Annotated in this window: 14 protein-coding genes; 9 read left to right on the top strand and 5 right to left on the bottom strand. The window is 52.7% G+C overall.

The genetic code is table 11. The annotated features are described in order from the left end of the window. Positions 1–304: 304 nt before the first annotated feature. The 4 genes from WKJ03_RS12415 (at position 305) to WKJ03_RS12430 (ending at position 6065) form a co-directional block, all read left to right on the top strand. The gene (locus tag WKJ03_RS12415; protein ID WP_337842533.1) at positions 305–1849 is read left to right on the top strand and encodes an oligopeptide:H+ symporter; all 1545 of its coding nucleotides are present in this window, start codon (positions 305–307) and stop codon (positions 1847–1849) included. 145 nt (positions 1850–1994) lie between these two features. Then, on the top strand, positions 1995–4115 hold the full coding sequence (locus tag WKJ03_RS12420) for a TonB-dependent receptor (RefSeq protein ID WP_337842672.1): 2121 nt from the start codon (positions 1995–1997) through the stop codon (positions 4113–4115). Between the two features lie 3 nt (positions 4116–4118). Next, positions 4119–4622 carry a hypothetical protein gene (locus WKJ03_RS12425; RefSeq protein WP_337842534.1) on the top strand — a complete coding sequence of 168 codons (504 nt, stop codon included), beginning with the start codon at positions 4119–4121 and terminating at the stop codon, positions 4620–4622. A gap of 114 nt (positions 4623–4736) precedes the next feature. Then, positions 4737–6065, top strand: a complete 1329-nt coding sequence (locus tag WKJ03_RS12430; protein WP_337842535.1) for a PAS domain-containing methyl-accepting chemotaxis protein — start codon at positions 4737–4739, stop codon at positions 6063–6065. 102 nt (positions 6066–6167) lie between these two features. Here the strand turns inward: WKJ03_RS12430 and ychF are convergent, their stop codons facing one another. The 4 genes from ychF to mutS all read right to left on the bottom strand — a co-directional run bounded on the left by ychF (position 6168) and on the right by mutS (position 11301). Further along, entirely contained in the window at positions 6168–7259 is a 1092-nt protein-coding gene (gene ychF / locus WKJ03_RS12435) for a redox-regulated ATPase YchF (RefSeq protein ID WP_337842536.1), read from the bottom strand. 73 nt (positions 7260–7332) lie between these two features. Then, complete coding sequence (gene pth / locus WKJ03_RS12440; RefSeq protein ID WP_337842537.1) at positions 7333–7926, bottom strand: aminoacyl-tRNA hydrolase; 594 nt, start codon at positions 7924–7926, stop codon at positions 7333–7335. Continuing rightward, on the bottom strand, positions 7926–8522 hold the full coding sequence (locus tag WKJ03_RS12445; RefSeq protein WP_337842538.1) for a 50S ribosomal protein L25/general stress protein Ctc: 597 nt from the start codon (positions 8520–8522) through the stop codon (positions 7926–7928). Before WKJ03_RS12445 ends, pth begins: the two co-directional genes overlap by 1 nt. Positions 8523–8721: 199 nt before the next feature. After that, positions 8722–11301, bottom strand: a complete 2580-nt coding sequence (gene mutS / locus WKJ03_RS12450) for a DNA mismatch repair protein MutS (protein WP_337842539.1) — start codon at positions 11299–11301, stop codon at positions 8722–8724. Between the two features lie 31 nt (positions 11302–11332). Between mutS and WKJ03_RS12455 the strand changes: the two genes are divergently transcribed. Continuing rightward, the gene (locus tag WKJ03_RS12455; protein ID WP_337842540.1) at positions 11333–11824 is read left to right on the top strand and encodes a CinA family protein; all 492 of its coding nucleotides are present in this window, start codon (positions 11333–11335) and stop codon (positions 11822–11824) included. Positions 11825–12054: 230 nt separating this feature from the next. Next, entirely contained in the window at positions 12055–13113 is a 1059-nt protein-coding gene (gene recA, locus WKJ03_RS12460) for a recombinase RecA (protein WP_337842541.1), read from the top strand. A gap of 118 nt (positions 13114–13231) precedes the next feature. On the opposite strand, the gene WKJ03_RS12465 is transcribed toward recA, so the two are convergent. Next, the gene (locus WKJ03_RS12465; RefSeq protein WP_337842542.1) at positions 13232–14083 is read right to left on the bottom strand and encodes a hypothetical protein; all 852 of its coding nucleotides are present in this window, start codon (positions 14081–14083) and stop codon (positions 13232–13234) included. Positions 14084–14243: 160 nt separating this feature from the next. On the opposite strand from WKJ03_RS12465, the gene metA reads away from it, so the two are divergent. Genes metA through metH form a run of 3 tightly spaced genes read left to right on the top strand, consistent with a single transcriptional unit; the run spans position 14244 to position 18862 of the window. Continuing rightward, a complete protein-coding gene (metA, locus tag WKJ03_RS12470) occupies positions 14244–15170 on the top strand; it encodes a homoserine O-succinyltransferase (protein WP_337842543.1) in 927 nt (308 codons plus the stop codon). Beyond that, positions 15171–16232: a homocysteine S-methyltransferase family protein gene (locus tag WKJ03_RS12475; RefSeq protein ID WP_337842544.1), complete on the top strand. Its 1062-nt coding sequence runs from the start codon at positions 15171–15173 to the stop codon at positions 16230–16232. It abuts the gene before it with no gap. Continuing rightward, entirely contained in the window at positions 16232–18862 is a 2631-nt protein-coding gene (metH, locus tag WKJ03_RS12480) for a methionine synthase (RefSeq protein ID WP_337842545.1), read from the top strand. Before WKJ03_RS12475 ends, metH begins: the two co-directional genes overlap by 1 nt. The last annotated feature ends 4 nt before the right edge of the window (positions 18863–18866 follow it).

Below are 18866 nucleotides of genomic sequence, written 5' to 3' on the forward strand. Positions count from 1 at the left end.
CTGCGACCCCAGCATTATGAGTGCTGTGCTCTAACCAGCTGAGCTATGTAGCCACATTGTCTTAGTCGTCCTAAGCAAGTGGCGCGTATTATGCTCATGCGGTTTTTTTGCGTCAACCGTTTTTTTGCCTCAATCCGTGCTGAACGGCTCGTTTGCTGATTTTCTGCCCATGTTGCTGCTGTTGCAAGCAAAAATAGCTGGATTGAGCGCTTAACTTTTGGTGAATTGGCATTTTTCTTATAGCATCCGCTGCAGTAAAAAGAAAAACCAAGACGCCCGACAGGCGCCAAAATGAGAACCAAGCATGAGTACCACCATAGCGCGCTGGCCGCGTTCCATTCCTTTTATTATTGCCAATGAGGCCTGTGAGCGGTTCAGCTTCTATGGCATGCGCAATATTCTGACGCCATTTTTGATGACTGCGCTGCTGTTGTCTGTACCCGAGCACCTGCGGGCCGGTGAAGCCAAAGATGTGTTCCACTCCTTTGTGATTGGGGTCTATTTCTTTCCATTATTGGGCGGCTGGCTGGCCGACCGGTTATTGGGTAAATACCGCACTATTTTGTACCTGAGTATTGTTTATGTGATTGGTCACTTATTTCTGGCGCTGTTTGAAACCAGTAAAGAAGGCTTTTACACAGGCTTGTTTTTAATTGCGTTAGGGTCCGGTGGTATTAAACCGCTGGTGTCGGCTTTTATGGGCGACCAGTTCGACAAGAGCAACAAGCAGCTGGCGCAAAAGGCCTTTGATATCTTTTATTTCACCATCAACTTCGGTTCGTTCTTTGCGTCTTTATTAATGCCGCTGACGCTGAAGTATTTTGGTCCTGCCGTGGCTTTCGGTATTCCGGGGGCGCTAATGGCGCTGGCGACCTTTTTCTTCTGGTTGGGACGCAAGAAGTATGTGCATGTGGCACCAGAGCCCAAAGATCCAAACAGCTTTTTAAAAGTGGTCAGAACTGCGTTAGTGACCAAACAGCAGGGGCAGGCCAATCCTGGTTTGTATCTGGCGCTGATGGGCCTTGCCCTGGCGTTATTTAGTTTAAGCCAGACGCCCGCTTTGGGTTTTGTGGCGGCTTTCTGTCTGGCTTTAGTGCTGCTAATGGGTTTTGGTGGCGCTGGTGCAGCGCTGCAGCTAGAGAGGGCCCGAGGTCTGCACCCGGATGCCGCGGTCGATGGTGTGCGTTCGGTGTTGCGTATTCTGATCCTGTTCGCGCTGGTGACGCCGTTCTGGTCCTTGTTTGACCAAAAAGCCTCGACCTGGATTTTGCAGGCCAATGAGATGAGCAAACCTGACTGGTTTGAACCTGCCATGATGCAGGCGCTGAACCCCTTGCTGGTGATGTTGCTGATCCCCTTTAACCACTTAGTGTTATTTCCGCTGTTAGAGCGTTGCGGTTTGCGTATTACAGCACTGCGCCGGATGGGCGCCGGTATTGCCTTTGCTGGCCTGGCCTGGATAGTGATAGGTTCAGTGCAGCTGATGATGGATGGTGGCACTGTGATGTCCATTGTCTGGCAGGTACTGCCTTATGCGCTGCTGACCTTTGGTGAAGTATTAGTGTCGGCCACAGGCTTAGAGTTTGCCTACAGCCAGGCACCGGCCGCAATGAAAGGCACCATCACCAGCTTCTGGCAGCTTTCGGTTACAGTCGGTAACCTCTGGGTGCTGCTGGCCAATAACAGCATTCGCAGCGAAACAGTACTTTCGCATGTGGCGGCCACAGGCTTGTCACAAACGGCCTTTTTAATGTTTTTCTTCGCTGCTTTTGCGCTGGTGGCTGCGGCGGTGTTTGCGCTGTACGCCCGCAGTTACACCATGTTAGATAACTACCGCGCCGCTGCTTAACGGTTGAAAGGGGACCAACACCAGCTTCGGCTCTGTTGGTCCCCTATTTCTGGCCGCTGAACAATCCAAACTAGCCTGCCTTTAGTGTGATAATGTAGCATTTTTCCGGGATTATTTTTCTCAAAGGAGCACTCTGTTGAAGTTTGTGTTAAGCCTGATGGCTTTTAGTATCAGCACTGCGGTAATTGCAGTTGAAAACAACAGCGCCGCTGCCGGAACCGCCGCTGAAGCTCAGGTAGAGCGTATTTCGGTCAGCGGGGTACGAGGCCGTTTATCCCAGCAGGGCCGCTTGCAGGACGTGCTGCTGAAAACCGAAAGCCTGGACGCCAGTTTTCTGCAAGACAAAAACGCCTTTAACCTGACCACTGCGCTGCAAGATGAGCCTGGAGTACGGGTGTCAAACGAATGTTCAATGTGTGGCGCTAAGCGGGTGATGCTGAACGGCATGCGCGGCGAACACACCACCATACTGGTGGACGGTTTGCCGGTCTTTACTATGCTCTCCGGCTTTTATGCCCTCGATGCAGTGGCCACTGCAGGTTTAGACCGGATTGATGTGGCCCGCGGCGCCGGGGCTTCTTTATTGGCACCTGAGGCTATTGGTGGCACTGTGAACCTGGTCAGCAAAGAAGCGCTGGAAGACAGCACCATGCTGGACGCCTCTTTTGGCAGCAAGGACTTACGCACAGCTCAGCTGCATCATTCTGGCATCAGTGACGACGACGCGACCGGCTGGACTTTCACAGGCCAACATGACAGCCGCGATCAGTATGATGAAGACGATAACGGCGTGTCCGAAACACCTTATTTACGCAATAACAGCCTGACAGCACGGGTCAGCCACGATTTCTCTGACCACACCAACACCGTCTTTCGTGTCAGTACCGTCAGTTCCGAAGTGTTCGGCGGCCCTGTGCTTGGCCGCACCACCCAGTCCATCAGCGCCGCTTTGGATGGCTATGACGCAGAGCCTTCTGAGCAGTTATTTGAAGGGGATAACATCAGAGGCAAGTACCTAGGCAAAGCCTGGGAAACCACAGAGTGGGTCAAAACCGAACGAAGCGAGGCCTATAACAAATGGTTGCATGAGCTGAACAAGGACTGGTCGATGCAGGCGGCTGTCAGTTACGCCAAACATCAGCAGGATTCGTTTTATGAAGGCATTGACTATGCCGCAGATAACGACATGCTGTATGGCCGCCTGCAGTTCGACCAGCAGGTCAATGACCAGCTCCAAATGACTTATGGGCTGGACAGCCGGGATGAACAGATGCGCTCTTACACGGACGCTTTGTCCGCAGTACCTGCTTTTGTGTCCGACAGCTTTGATTACCAAACCCAGGGCTTCTACAGCCAGCTGTACTGGCAGCCCAGTGATGTATTGGATTTAGCCCTGGCCCTGCGTTACGACCAGGTGGAAGCCGATTTTACTGACCCGAAAAAACCAGGCACTGAAATTGACCAGCAAGTGTTGGCACCGCGACTGGATATCCGTTATTACCATAATGATCACTGGACTTCACGCTGGTCGGCAGGCCGTGGGTATCGTGCGCCTTTGTCGTTTTTTGAAAGTGAACACGGCATTCTGGATGCAGAAAAAGGCTTTCAGATTGGGGTGACTGAACTGGAGCTGTCGGTGTCTGCCAATTATGCCCTGAGTTATGAAAGTGATGGCTTAAACGCCACCTTGTCGCATGCCTATACCTCCGTCAAACACCTGGCCAGCCTGGAAGAAACGCCAGATGGCACACCTGTGCTGAGCCAGCTGGACGACAAAGCCAGGGTGCAAACCACCGATCTGGTGTTCAGCCTGCCATTGACTGAACAACTGCGTTTTAGCGCCACTGCTGAGTATTTCAGTTACGACCACAACTTCCGCCACAGCTATGCCATAGCACCGGTGGATCGTCGGGCTTCTGTCGATTTTGATTACCACACTGACCAACTGGAACTGCATTTGGCCTGGGTGTGGTTTGGTAGCCGCGATTTAACCCGTTACAACTATGAAGGTTATGACGATGCCGCCGGGTTATTGCTGAAACCACAGCGGGCGCCTGCTTATGGTCAGCTCGACAGCAAAATTCAGTGGCAGCTGCAACCGGACGTACAGCTGTATATAGGGGGCACTAACCTGCTGAATATCACCCAAACCCGCAAACACAGTTCACCTTTGATGTTTGACAGCTCAGGGGGTTATGACGTGGCTTATATCTTTGGTCAGTTGCAGGGCCGCAGTGTATATGCTGGCGCACGCTGGACTTTCTAAGTTATGAAGCGCCTGCTGTTGTTGCTGTGGTGTTGTGCTGTGTTATCGCTGTGGTGTGCAGCGCCGCCGAGCGCAGCAGACGCCAGGGTGGATAACAGCCAGGCGGCTGTATTGCAGTATCAAAAGTTGCCCCGGCTGAACCAGACAGCAGCAAGCAGCGGGCGGGCGGCTTTATTGTTACTCTTCGGTCCGGATTGCCGTTTTTGTAAACAGCAGGCCCGACTGATGCAACAGCTGCAGCAGCAATGCCCGTCAGTGCAATTGGCCCTTATTGGTGCGCAGGGCTCCAAGGACGAATTACGCCAGGAGATCCGCCAGTTACAAACCAGCCTGCCAGCCTTTGCCGCGACGGCCACCTTTTTGCGCGCTATTGAAGGTGTGGATGCGGTGCCAACCAATTTAATTCTTGATCAGGAAGGCCGCTTGCTGGTCAAACATCGCGGCATGTTGGATGACAACAAACTGCGTCGGTTAAAGCATGGACTGCTGGCACCTGAATGCCATTGATCAGAACTCCTGCCTGGCTCTGTCCGTATGAAGCGAAATTTTTTCTAAATTTTTCAGACGCTTGGTTATAGTTGTTAAACGACAGATGAATGAACGACTATTGGAGAACGGCCTATGTGGAATTGGTTTGGTCATAACGCATTGCAACGTGAAAATGAGCAGTTAAAGCAGCAAATCCACAAACTGCAGCAAGCGCAGTTGAATGTCAGTCAACAAACTTTGTGTCTGGAGCTCGACCGGCACGGTAAGATCAGCCAGGCCAATCACAACTTCACAACCGAACTTGAGTTCAGTCCGACTGAGTTAGTGGGGCGTGCCGTAACCGACCTGGTGCCGGCAGAGCTGCGCAACACAGAGCACTTTCAGAAATTGTCCCATGCTGTCAGTCGCGGCAGCTTTTGGGTCGGTGCCTGGCAGGTCGGTAATTCGCAGAAGCAGCTGTTCTGGTTAAGGGCTGCGGTTTGTCCGATAAAAGACAGCCAGGGCCAAGTAGAATACTTTGATCTGTATGCCACCAACCTGACCCGCACTATTGAAAGCTCTCAGCAACATGAAGCGCTGATCCGTGCCATGCAGCGTTCGACAGCGGTCATTGAGTTTGACATGGGCGGTCATGTGCTGACGGCCAATGAGTTGTTTCTGAAAGGCATGGGATACAGACTGGACGAAATTCAGGGCAAACACCACCGGATCTTTTGTCCGCCACACATCAGCCAGAGTGCAGAGTATGGACAGTTTTGGCGGCAGCTGCAGCAGGGGAACTTTGTGGCGTCGCGTTTTCAGCGGATCGATAAAGCTGGGCGGGAAGTCTGGCTGGAAGCCTCCTATAACCCTATTAAAGACGGCAAGGGGCAATTGGTGAAAGTTGTCAAGTTTGCCACCCTGATCACTGAGCAGGTACAGCAGGAGCTCGAAATTGCCAACGCCGCTCAGGTGGCCTATGAAACTTCGCAGGCGACGGACAGCAGTGCCAAAAATGGCATGCAGGTGATGCAGCAAATGGCGGAGGTGATGGCACAGCTGGAGTTGCAGATGCAAAAGGCAGTGGTGAATATCAACGATTTAGCCACTCAGTCTCAGCTGATTGGTTCCATCATCCAAAGCATCAGCAGTATTGCTGAACAGACAAATCTGCTGGCTTTGAATGCGGCCATTGAAGCGGCACGGGCCGGCGATCAGGGGCGGGGTTTTGCTGTGGTGGCCGATGAAGTGCGTCAGCTGGCTTCGCGCACCAGTGCCGCCACAGTGGAAATTGTTGATGTGGTCAGTAAAAACCAGCATTTGTCCGGCAATGCGGTCAGCATTATTGAAGGCGGTCAGCAGCAGGCGAAAGCGGTGACTGAGTTAGTGGTTCAGGCGCAACAAGGCATTCATGAAATACAGGACGCAGCCAAAAGAGTGGTGGATGCCGTGTCGCAGTTTGCTCACCGTATAGCGAAATGATGGCTCTGTGATGCGAAAGGCCGGTGTTACACCGAGGTTCATCTGAACATTCGATAAAAAAACCGGACATGAAGTCCGGTTTTTTTATCCGGGACTGAAGACTTAGACGTTAAACAAAAAGTGCATCACGTCGCCGTCTTTACAGACGTAGCCTTTACCTTCTACCCGCAGTTTACCGGCATCTTTGGCACCGGCTTCGCCGTTACAGGCGATAAAGTCGTCAAAGGACACCACCTGAGCGCGGATAAAGCCTTTTTCAAAGTCGGTGTGAATGACACCTGCAGCCTGTGGCGCTGTGGCGCCAACAGGGATAGTCCAGGCGCGCACTTCTTTCACACCAGCGGTGAAATAAGTGTGCAGGTTCAGCAGTGAATAACCACCACGAATAACCCGGTTCAGGCCAGGCTCTGTTAAGCCCATGGATTCCAGGAATTCGGCTTTTTCGTCGTCTTCCAGTTCAGAAATTTCTGATTCAATGGCGGCACAGACCGGCACTACAATGGCGCCTTCTTTGGCGGCAATGTCACGTACTACGTCTAGGTGCGGGTTGTTTTCAAAGCCATCTTCCAGCACGTTGGCAATGTACATGGTCGGTTTGATGGTCAGGAAATTCATGTAAGACACCAGCGCTTTTTCTTCTGGCGATAAGTCCAGCTGGCGCAAGGTCAGGCCTTGCTCCAGGTGCGCTTTGACTTTTTCCAGCACGTCGATTTCAGCTTTGGCGTCTTTGTCACCGGCTTTGGCTTTTTTGCTGACCCGGAAAATCGCTTTTTCAGCGCTGTCCATATCGGCCAGCACCAGTTCCATATTGATGGTGTCGATGTCATCTGCCGGGTCCACTTTGTTGGCAACGTGGATCACATTGTCATCTTCAAAGCAGCGCACTACGTGGCCAATGGCGTCGGTTTCACGGATATTGGCCAGGAACTTGTTACCTAAACCTTCACCTTTGGATGCGCCTTTGACTAAACCTGCAATGTCGACGAATTCCATGGTGGTGGGCAGAATACGCTGCGGGTTCACAATAGCGGCCAACTGGTTCAGCCGTGGGTCCGGCACTGGTACTACGCCTGTGTTTGGTTCAATAGTACAAAACGGGAAGTTCGCTGCTTCAATGCCTGCTTTGGTCAACGCATTAAACAGAGTGGATTTACCGACGTTGGGTAAACCAACGATGCCACATTTAAAACCCATGGACGTATTCCTTAAGTGCTGAGCCACAACTGAGTAGGCGCCGCAATGGCCGCGCCCTGTATGCCTTGGGCCCTCAGGCCGTGGCGGTGAAACTGTGTAAACGGTGCTGGGCTTTGACGAGGCCGTCTTTTTGCCACAGCTCAAGGCAACGCAGGGATTCGTCCAGCGCGTCCTCTATTAATTTTTGTTCGGTTTGTGGGGCTTTGCCCAGCACATAACCTGTCACTAAATCTTTATGGCCCGGATGGCCAATCCCCAGGCGCAACCGGTAGAAGTTGGCATTATTGCCTAATTTGCTGGTGATGTCTTTTAAACCATTGTGACCGGCATGGCCACCACCCAGTTTAAATTTGGCCAAACCCGGTGCTATAGCCATCTCATCATGCGCCACCAAAATCTGCTCCGGATTGATCTTAAAAAACTGCGCCATCGCGGCCACGGCTTTTCCACTGACATTCATATAAGTGGTGGGGATCAATAACTTCACTTCCTGACCGTTCAGCAAAAATTTGCCGGTCAGGCCATGGTACTTGGGGTCGGCTTTTAACGGGGCGTTATAGCGGCGGGCCAGTTGTTCAACAAACCATTGGCCGGCATTGTGGCGGGTCTTCTCATACTCGGGGCCTGGATTACCCAGGCCCACGATCAGCTGAACAAAGTCAGACATTACTCAGCAGTTTCTTCCGCTTTACCAGCTGGTTTGTTTACAGAAACAACAGCCTGGTCATGGCCAGCGCCTTTAGCCAGTTCAGCGATAGTCACGCCGGCTGGAACTTTCAGGTCTGACAGGTGCAGAGTTTGACCTACTTCAACGTTGGCCAGGTCAACTTCGATGAACTCTGGCAGGTTCTGTGGCAGCACAGAAATTGCGATTTCGTTGATATGGTGAGCAACGATACCACCTTTTTTCGCAGCAGCAGCTTCGTTGATGAAGTGTACTGGAACTACAGTGTGCAGTTCATGGCCAGCTTCAACACGTTGGAAGTCAACGTGCATTACTTTTGGCTTGAACGGGTGACGCTGCATCGCTTTAACGATAGCTTTTACGTCTTCACCGCCAACTTTAATCGTCAGGATGTGAGTGTAGAAACCTTCGTTCGCTTGAGCCTGGATCAGTTTGTTGTGCTCCAGAGTGATAGACAGCGCTTCCTGGTGACCGCCATAGATGATGGCTGGTACTTTATCCGCGTGACGCAGGCGGCGGCTCGCACCTTTCCCCAAGTCAGTACGGACTTCGGCATTTAATACGTAAATGTCAGACATTTTAATCTCCAAAATAAAGGTAATCCCAAAACCCGCGACCTGGTTTTGGGGAGGTTTTTCTCTGCAGGCCTTTCGGCTGGCGGAAAAAAGCGCGCTATGGTAGCACCGGCGCCCTGGTGTAGCAAGTTTTGCTTGGGGCGGCTTTAGGTTGTTCAACATAACGGGCAGATCAAGATAGCGGGCGGGTCAAGACCCGCCCCTACATCAAATGCTTCCAGCGGTAGAGCAAATCCAGCGCCTGGCGGGCGCTCAGCTGGTCCGGGTCCAATGCCTGCAGCTGCTCCAGCACGGGGTGCGGTTCCGGTTCGTTGAACAGGGCTTGCTGCACTGGTGCCGCAGACTCAGTTCTGGCTGGCACATGCAAAGTGGCCTGCTTTTCCAGCTGCTGCAGTTTTTGTTTGGCTTTTTGGATCACCACCCTGGGCACACCGGCCAGCTGGGCCACCTGCAAGCCGTAACTTTTGCTGGCGGCACCGTCCTGCACCTGGTGCATAAACACAATGTGTTCGTCATGTTCCACCGCATCCAGATGAATATTGGCCAGGCCCGGCAATTGGGACGCCAGTTCGGTCAGTTCAAAATAATGGGTGGCAAATAAGGTCATGGCTTTCAGTTGTTGTGCCAGGTATTCGGCACAGGCCCAGGCCAATGACAAGCCATCGTAGGTGCTGGTGCCGCGGCCAATTTCATCCATCAGCACCAGGCTCTGGGCTGTGGCATGGTGCAAAATGGTGGCAGTTTCGGTCATTTCCACCATAAAGGTGGAGCGACCAGAGGCGAGATCGTCCGATGCACCAACCCGTGTAAAAATGCGGTCGACCGGGCCGAGTACCGCCTGCTGCGCTGGCACAAAGCAACCTATATAGGCCATTAACACTATTAACGCAGTCTGGCGCATATAGGTGGATTTACCGCCCATATTGGGGCCTGTGATCATCAGCATACGCCGCTCTGGTGACAGCTGCAGCGGGTTGGCAATAAAAGGTTCTGTCATCACCTGTTCCACCACAGGGTGGCGGCCCGCTTCAATAGCAATACCTGGCTCTGTGCTGAGCGTCGGCTGACAGTAGTTCAGCTGCTGCGCCCGCTCAGCAAAGTTGGCCAGCACATCCAGCTCGGCAATGGCCTGTGCCAGGTTTTGCAGCACATCCAGATACACCGCCGTTTGCTCGAATAACTGCTCATACAGCTGTTTTTCCAGCGCCAGCGCTTTGCTTTGGCTGCCCAGCACTTTATCTTCGTATTCTTTCAGTTCCGGAATGATATAGCGTTCGTTATTCTTTAAGGTCTGACGGCGCTGGTAGTCAGCTGGCACCTGGTCAGAGGCCGAGCGGCCGGTTTCAATGTAATACCCATGAATTTTGTTATAACCGACTTTGAGTGAGGCAATGCCGGTGCGTTCACGTTCACGCAGCTCCAGTTGCTCTAAATAGTCGGTAGCGCCTGTGGCCAGCGCGCGCCATTGGTCCAGTTCGCTGTGGTAGCCGTCGGCAATCACACCGCCATCGCGGATCAGCACAGGCGGGTTGTCCACAATGGCACGTTCAAGCAAAGCGCACAGTTCAGGTTGCGGCACTGTGGCTTGTTTAATTTGACCTAACAGCAGGCTGCCAAGGGGCCGCAGGCTGTGGCTGAGCTCCGGCAACAGCTGCAGGGTGGAACGCAGGCGGGCAAAATCCCGTGGCCGGGCAGAGCGCAGTGCCAGACGGGCCACAATACGTTCTAAATCACCCACTTGTTTCAGTTGTGGCTGCAGTTCGGCGTAATAGCTTTGCAGCTCAGCCACCGCCTGATGCCGCGCCTGCACAGGGGACTGGTCGCGCAGCGGGGCGTGGATCCAGCGTTTTAATAAGCGGCTGCCCATGGCGGTCTGACAGCGGTCCAGTACGGCTGCCAGCGTATGTTCGGTCTGGCCTGATAAACTTAAGGTCAGCTCCAGATTACGGCGGGTGGCCGCGTCCAGAATAATGCTGTCCTGATGCCGTTCCAGCGCTATAGCACGGATATGCGGCAACTGACTGCGCTGGGTGTCTTTCACATAGGTCATCAGACAACCGGCCGCCATTAAGGCCACCGGGGCTTCGTCCACACCAAAACTGGTTAAATCACGGGTACCGAATTGTTGTGTCAGCAGGCGCTGTGCACTTTGCAGGTCAAATTCCCACTCCGGGCGGCGGCGGGTGCCTTTGCGTTGCAGCACTGCATCCGGCCAGGGCTGATCTTCACTGTACAACAGCTCGGCCGGGCTTAAGCGTTGCAGCAGCGCCAGCAAATCGTCGATATGGCCCACCTGATTGGTCAGGAAACGGCCGCTGCCAAGGTCAAGCCAGGCCACACCGTACTGCTGTTTATGCTGGTAAATGGCCGCAATCAGATTGTCCTGCCGCTCTTGCAGCAGGGCTTCGTCTGTCACGGTGCCAGGGGTGACAATACGCACCACTTTGCGCTCGACCGGTCCTTTACTGGTGGCCGGGTCGCCTATCTGCTCACAGATGGCGGCGGATTCACCCAGTTGCACCAGTTTGGCCAGATACCCTTCCACCGCATGATGAGGCACCCCGGCCATCGGGATGGGCTGGCCAGCCGACTGGCCACGTTTGGTCAGGGAAATATCCAGCAGAGCCGCTGCTTTTTTAGCATCGTCGTAAAACAGCTCATAAAAATCACCCATCCGGTAAAACAATAAAATGTCCGGATGCTGGCTTTTCAGGCCCAGGTACTGCTGCATCATCGGGGTGTGCGGACTGGCGGCTTGCCCGGCATAAATTTCTGACGGCATAATAGGTTTCTTATTCCTGTTGGGGTCCACAATGACTATTCCGGCTTCTACCTATCAACTGGCGGCGGATTTAGGAGCGCTATTATTACGGAAAAATCTGGCTATCACCACCGCCGAATCCTGCACTGGTGGTGGCATCGCCTATAGCCTGACTGAAGTGCCCGGCAGTTCAGGCTATCTGGACCGCAGCTTTGTCACCTACAGCAATAAAGCCAAACAGCAACTGTTGAATGTAAAAGCAGAAACCCTGCTACAACACGGAGCCGTCAGTGAAGCCTGTGTACTGGAGATGGCCGAAGGTGCAGCCCTGGCAGCTGGCTGTCCTGTGGCGGTGGCGGTATCCGGTATTGCAGGCCCGGGAGGCGGCACCCCAACCAAGCCGGTTGGCCTGGTCTGGTTTGCTTTTCATCTGCATGGCCATCAGGTTAGTGTGCAGCAGTTATTTGCTGGTGACCGAGCCGCGATAAGGCAGCAGGCCATAGACTTTGCTTTGGACCAACTGCTGTTGATGCTGGCCGATTAAATGCTGTTTATATCTGTCGTACTTGAAGCTGCGGCTTTGTTGGCTGCACCATCTCGCCCCAGTCACATAGATTGCTATGCTCCTGGGGACTCACTGGCTTGCCGCCTCCCCGCAACGTCAAGTGACTTGGATATAAATAACCAGGCCTGTTATTGACAGTCGAAATGAAAAAGACTACTGTATGAGCATACAGCACTTTGGTGCATTCACAGAATTCAGCGGAGACACAGATGGACGACAATAAACAAAAAGCATTGAGCGCAGCGTTAAGCCAAATCGAACGTCAATTTGGTAAAGGCTCCATTATGCGTCTTGGTGATACCCAGGCCCTGGATATTGACGCAATTTCTACCGGCTCGTTGGGCCTGGACATTGCGCTGGGTATTGGCGGTTTGCCTTGTGGCCGTATTGTCGAAATTTATGGTCCTGAGTCGTCCGGTAAAACCACATTAACGCTGCAAGTGGTGGCTGAAGCACAAAAACTGGGTAAAACCTGTGCTTTTATCGACGCTGAGCACGCGTTGGACCCTGTGTATGCCGCCAAGCTGGGTGTGAATGTCAGCGACCTGCTGGTCTCTCAGCCGGACACAGGTGAACAGGCGCTGGAAATCTGTGACATGCTGGTGCGTTCTGGTTCTGTCGATGTGATCATCGTTGACTCGGTAGCAGCTTTAACCCCTCGCGCTGAAATTGAAGGCGATATGGGCGACAGCCACGTGGGTTTGCAGGCGCGTTTAATGTCTCAGGCGCTGCGTAAGCTGACTGGTAATATCAAACGTTCCAACACTTTATGTATTTTCATTAACCAAATCCGGATGAAAATTGGTGTGATGTTCGGTAACCCTGAGACCACCACAGGTGGTAATGCGCTGAAGTTCTACGCTTCTGTGCGTCTGGATATTCGCCGCACCGGTTCCGTGAAAGACGGTGACGAAGTGACAGGGAACGAAACCCGCGTCAAAGTGGTGAAAAACAAAGTAGCGCCTCCGTTCAAACAGGCTGAATTTATTATTATGTACGGTGCTGGTATCAGCAAAACGGGTGAGCTGATTGACCTGGGCGTGCAACAGAAACTGATTGATAAGTCCGGTGCCTGGTATGCCTACCAGGGCAATAAGATTGGCCAGGGTAAAGCCAATGCGATGAAATTCCTGGAAGATAACCCGACAGTGGCCAAAGAAATTGAAGCGGAAATCCGTCGCCAGCTGTTGCTGGAACCAGGCAAAGGAGCTCCGACAGCCAGCGACGATTTTGGCATGATGCCAGAAGATGCTGAGGTGGACCTGTAATTTTACTGGCAGATCCAGGTCTCAATAAAAAACAACACCCGGCAAGTCTGGGTGTTGTTTTTTGTATGTCAGATACAAACTGAACAAATCTTGCCTACTGCGGCAGGTTTCTCCGTCTTTATGGAGGGTTTAAAATATGCACCTGTTTTTTATCAACCAAAAAACCGGCCTGCCGATACAACCTGTTGATCGTGCCTTGTCGTTTCATTTGCTGCAAACCAAGGTTTAAGGCCGCAAAAGCCGCTGCACCTTCGGGGTGTTTACGGCTGATCACAAAATGGCGGCTGTCATTCAATAACACTGCTATACCGGGAACTGCTTTTAATTCAATTTTTTCCAGAATGAAGCTCTGATTTTCATTAGGAAAGAAAGGCATCAGCATAAAATCCGCCCACTGCAGATGCACCATTCTTGCCTGACTTAACCATTCATCTTGCCTGAACAATTGTTTCAGCGGCAACGCCGACAGGGTGGCCCAGTCAGTGTGCCATTTGGGCGTTGATACCGCAGTTAGCTGGCGCAATTGCTCCAGACTGCGCAGCTGAAAAACCTTTTCATTGGCGGGGCTGGCAAAAACACCGGCAAGGTAATCGCCTTTCGCGATAATGGGTTCGGTGATATACACCTGTCCGGCAAATTTTTCTGCATCACTTAGCCAGTAGGTGTCAAAACTCAGCAGGGAATCGCCATTTTTCAGCATACTGGTGTTGCGGAAGTTGATCTTACCCGGCAGGTATTGAAATTGCCGCTTAAAGCCACCCAGTAGTAACGCCTGCTGCAATAACACCAGGTCTGCCACATCACGACGCATACCTGGGCCGCTGAAGTCATTGATGGCATCCGGAGCACGCCCAGCCAAAAACGTCAGATAGTCGGCATAGACATCATCCCGGATATAGACAGGTATTTTGTCTTCCTGCGCCTGGCATTGCAGCGCCAGGCAGAGCAGCAACCCCCATACAGCACGCACGTTGATCACCCCGCAACCAGTTTCATTAAGAACAGCATAGGCCGTCTGGTGCAGGTTGTCGCCTGATAGGTTTCATTTGGCCGTCTAAACGTATAGAAGTTGACATATCCAAATCTGCAAGCCAGACTAACGACATTTAAACACAGGCGTGGAGTAGCGAATGCCCATTAAAGTCATCGATCAATTACCGGCGGTAGAAGCCTTATCGGTGGAAAACGTCTTTGTGATGACGGAAAGCCGGGCGGCGTCGCAGGACATCCGGCCTTTAAAGATTGCCATTCTGAACCTGATGCCCAATAAAGTGGCCACTGAAATTCAATTATTGCGTTTATTGGCGAACAGTCCGTTACAAGTGGATATCGAGCTGATCCGGCTGGATAACCACGTCAGTAAGCACACACCAGAAAGTCACCTGAATTGTTTTTACCGCTATTTCTCTGATGTGCAGCAACAAAAATATGACGGCCTGATAATTACCGGTGCCCCTTTGGGCCTGGTGGATTATGAAGAGGTCAGCTATTGGCCGCAGCTGTCAGAAATTCTGGCCTGGGCCGATAACAACGTGACGTCAACCCTGTTTTTATGCTGGGCGGCGCACGCTGCTTTGTATTATTACTATGGCCTGCAACGGGAAATTCGCGGCGAGAAACTGTCTGGGGTGTACTGGCAGCAAGTGGTGCAACCTTTGTGTCCTTTGGTGCGGGGGTTTGACGATGAATTTCTGGTGCCGCATTCGCGTTATGCTCAGGTACCGAAACAAAAATACCAGTCTCACCCCGATTTGCATGTGCTGGCTGAAGCGGATCAAACAGGGGCGTATTTGCTGCAAAACAGCACTGGCAGCCGGATTTTCGTCACAGGTCATCCTGAATATGACGTGGGTACACTAAACGACGAGTACCAGCGTGATCTGGCTGCTGGACTGAACCCCAAAGTGCCAGAGAATTATTTCCGTCACAATGACCCGGTGCAAGGCCCGCTGAAACTCTGGCAAAGCCATGCCTTTTTGTTATTCAGTAACTGGCTGAATTATTATGTCTATCAGGCGACACCTTTTGATCTGCAACAGATAGGACAAGCACAATAAATGAGTTATTCCACTGTCACGCCGGCTCAGCTGGCAGCACTGCTATCTGAACGTATTCTGGTACTGGATGGTGGTATGGGCACCATGATCCAGCAATACAAGTTGCAGGAAGCCGATTACCGTGGCACTGAGTTTGCCAACTGGCCTGTTGATGTCAAAGGCAATAATGATTTATTGGTGCTGACCAAACCTGAAGTGATCCTCGACATTCACCGTCAGTATCTGGCGGCCGGCGCTGATATTCTGGAAACCAACAGTTTCAATGCTACCCCCATTGCGATGGCCGATTACGAGATGCAGGCCTTGTCGGCCCGAATTAATTATGAATCTGCCCAACTGGCACGGCAGGCCTGCAATGAATACAGTACCGCAGACAAACCACGTTTTGTTGCCGGTGTGTTAGGCCCCACAAACAGAACGGCCTCTATTTCCCCCAATGTGAATGACCCGGGTTACCGCAATGTGGATTTTGATACCCTGGTCACCGCCTACAAAGAGTCGACCCATGCACTACTGAAAGGCGGCGCCGACATCATTATGCTGGAAACTATCTTTGATACCCTGAACGCCAAAGCTGCTGCTTTTGCCGTGTTGGCGGTGTTTGAAGAGCTGGGGCAGGAATGGCCAGTGATGATTTCCGGTACTATTACCGACGCCTCTGGCCGTACTTTGTCTGGCCAGACGACGGAAGCTTTTTATCATTCGCTGTCGCATGTCAACCCGCTCAGCTTTGGGCTGAACTGTGCGCTTGGCCCGGATTTGCTCCGGCCCTATGTGGAAACCTTGTCAGAGATGGCCGAATGTTATGTCTCTGTGCACCCGAATGCTGGCTTGCCCAATGAGTTTGGTGAGTACGATCTGAGCGCCAATGAGATGGCGGCTGAAATTGCCGACTGGGCCAAACAAGGTTTTTTAAATATTGTCGGCGGCTGCTGTGGCAGTACACCTGCGCATATTCAGGCCATCAGCCAGGTGGTGGCGGGCGTCCAGCCGCGCCAGCCAAAGCTGCCGTCACATCGTTTTTGTTTATCTGGCCTTGAAGCCTTTAGTCTGGAGTGGTAATGCAGCAAGTTCAGGCCCGTTTTATCAATGTTGGCGAACGCACCAACGTGACAGGTTCGGCCCGTTTTAAAAAGCTGATCCTCGAAGGTCAGTACGAAAAAGCGCTGGATGTTGCCCGTCAGCAAGTGGAAAACGGCGCACAAATCATCGACATCAACATGGATGAGGCCATGCTGGACAGCAAGGCGGCCATGGTGCGTTATCTGAACCTGCTGGCGTCTGAACCGGATATTTCCCGGGTGCCCATTATGGTCGACTCGTCCAAATGGGAAGTGATCGAAGCGGCGCTCAAATGCATTCAGGGCAAGCCGGTGGTGAACTCCATTTCCCTGAAAGAAGGCGAAGCCATTTTCCTGCATCAGGCCAAACTGCTGCGTCGTTACGGTGCTGCCGTGGTGGTGATGGCCTTTGACGAAACAGGCCAGGCCGACACCAAAGCCCGCAAAGTAGAGATTTGCCAGCGCGCATACAAACTGCTGGTGGAACAAGCCAAATTTCCGCCGCAGGACATTATCTTTGACCCCAATATCTTTGCAGTAGCCACCGGTATTGAAGAGCACAACAACTATGCTGTGGACTTTATTGAAGCGACCCGCGAAATCAAAGCCACATGCCCTTATGCCAAAATCTCTGGTGGCGTGTCCAACGTGTCATTTTCGTTTCGTGGCAACGACCCGGTACGTGAAGCCATCCATTCGGTATTTTTGTACCACGCCATTGCCGCAGGCATGGACATGGGCATAGTCAACGCCGGTCAACTGGCAGTGTATGACGATATTCCTGAACTGCTGCGTGAGCGGGTCGAGGATGTGATCCTCAACCGCCGGCCGGATGCCACTGAGCGGTTGCTGGAGATTGCCGCAGAGTTTAAAGGCGACGGTGCTGTGGTGGTCAAAGAAGATGAAGCCTGGCGCAGCTGGCCTGTCAGTAAAAGGCTGGAACATGCGCTGGTCAAAGGCATTACGGACTTTATTGACGAGGATACGGAAGAAGCCCGCCAGCAGGCGGAGCGGCCTTTGCATGTGATTGAAGGCCCGCTGATGGATGGCATGAATGTGGTCGGCGACCTGTTCGGTGAAGGCAAAATGTTTTTGCCTCAGGTGGTCAAGTCGGCGCGGGTTATGAAGAAAGCGGTTGCTTACTTACAGCCTTATATCGAAGCCGAAAAAGCCGGTACAGGTGCCAGCAGCCAGGGCAAGGTACTGCTTGCTACAGTCAAAGGCGACGTACACGACATTGGCAAAAATATTGTCGGTGTGGTGTTGCAGTGCAATAACTTTGAAGTGATTGACTTGGGCGTAATGGTGCCTTGCGCTCAGCTGTTGCAGGTAGCGAAAGAACAAAATGTCGATGTCATTGGCCTGTCGGGTCTGATCACGCCTTCGCTGGATGAAATGGTGCATGTGGCCAAAGAAATGACCCGCCTCGGTTTTGACGTGCCACTGCTGATTGGCGGCGCCACCACCTCCAAAGCCCATACCGCCATTAAAATTGCCCAACATTACCAGCATGGTGTCGTCTATGTGCCCAATGCGTCGCGCAGTGTCTCCGTGGTGCAGGCGCTGATCAGCAAGGCGCAAAAGCCAGATTTTCTGGCCCGGGTGAATGATGAATACGACAGAGCCCGTGCCCAACATGCCCGCAGCCGCCCCGGTGAGCGCTTACTTACCTTTAGCGAAGCACAGCAGAATAAATTCCCGCTGGATTTAACCAAAGTGGCGCCAGCGCCGAAGCAGCCTGGTGTGCATCTGTGGGCGGAGGTGGATTTACAGACCTTGCGGGATTATATCGACTGGACGCCATTCTTCCTGACCTGGCAATTGTCCGGCAAATTCCCGGCCATTCTGAACCACCCGGACGTTGGGTTGGAAGCTCGTAGGGTGTATCAGGACGCCAATGCGATGCTGGATTTGATGATCCAATCCGGCAAAGTCAAAGGCAAAGCCATCTTCGGTTTCTTCCCGGCTGCCAGTGATGGTGAAGATATAGTGCTGTACCGCGACGAGAGCCGCAGCGAGGAGCAGTGCCGTCTGTACAACCTGCGTCAGCAATTGCAGCTGCGCAATGACGCACCCAATTGCGCTTTGGCAGACTTTATTGCGCCAGTGGGCAGTGGTGTCGCCGATTATATCGGCGCTTTTGCGGTCAGCACCGGCTTTGGCGCCGATGAACTGGCCGCAGAGTTTGCTGCCGCCCATGACGACTACAACAGCATTATGGTGAAAGCGCTGGCCGACCGGTTGGCCGAAGCGCTGGCTGAATACCTGCATATGAAAGTCCGGCGTGACTACTGGGGGTATGCGCCGGATGAACAACTGGATAATGAGCAACTGATCCGTGAGTTGTACCAGGGCATTCGGCCAGCGCCCGGTTACCCGGCCTGCCCTGAGCACACGGAAAAAGGCACTTTGTGGCAGTTATTGGATGTTGAAGCCCGAACCGGCATCAAACTGACCGAAAGTTACGCCATGTGGCCGGGCGCGGCTGTCAGTGGCTGGTACTTCGCCCACCCGGACAGCAAGTACTTTGCGGTCAGCAAAATTGGTCAGGATCAATTGGCGGAGTATGCGGGTAAAAAAGGCTGGAGCCAGCAAGAAGCGGAAAGCTGGCTGGCACCGAACTTGTCCTGAACCT

Origin of the sequence: Rheinheimera sp., assembly GCF_037442525.1 — a bacterium.
GTDB lineage: Bacteria > Pseudomonadota > Gammaproteobacteria > Enterobacterales > Alteromonadaceae > Pararheinheimera.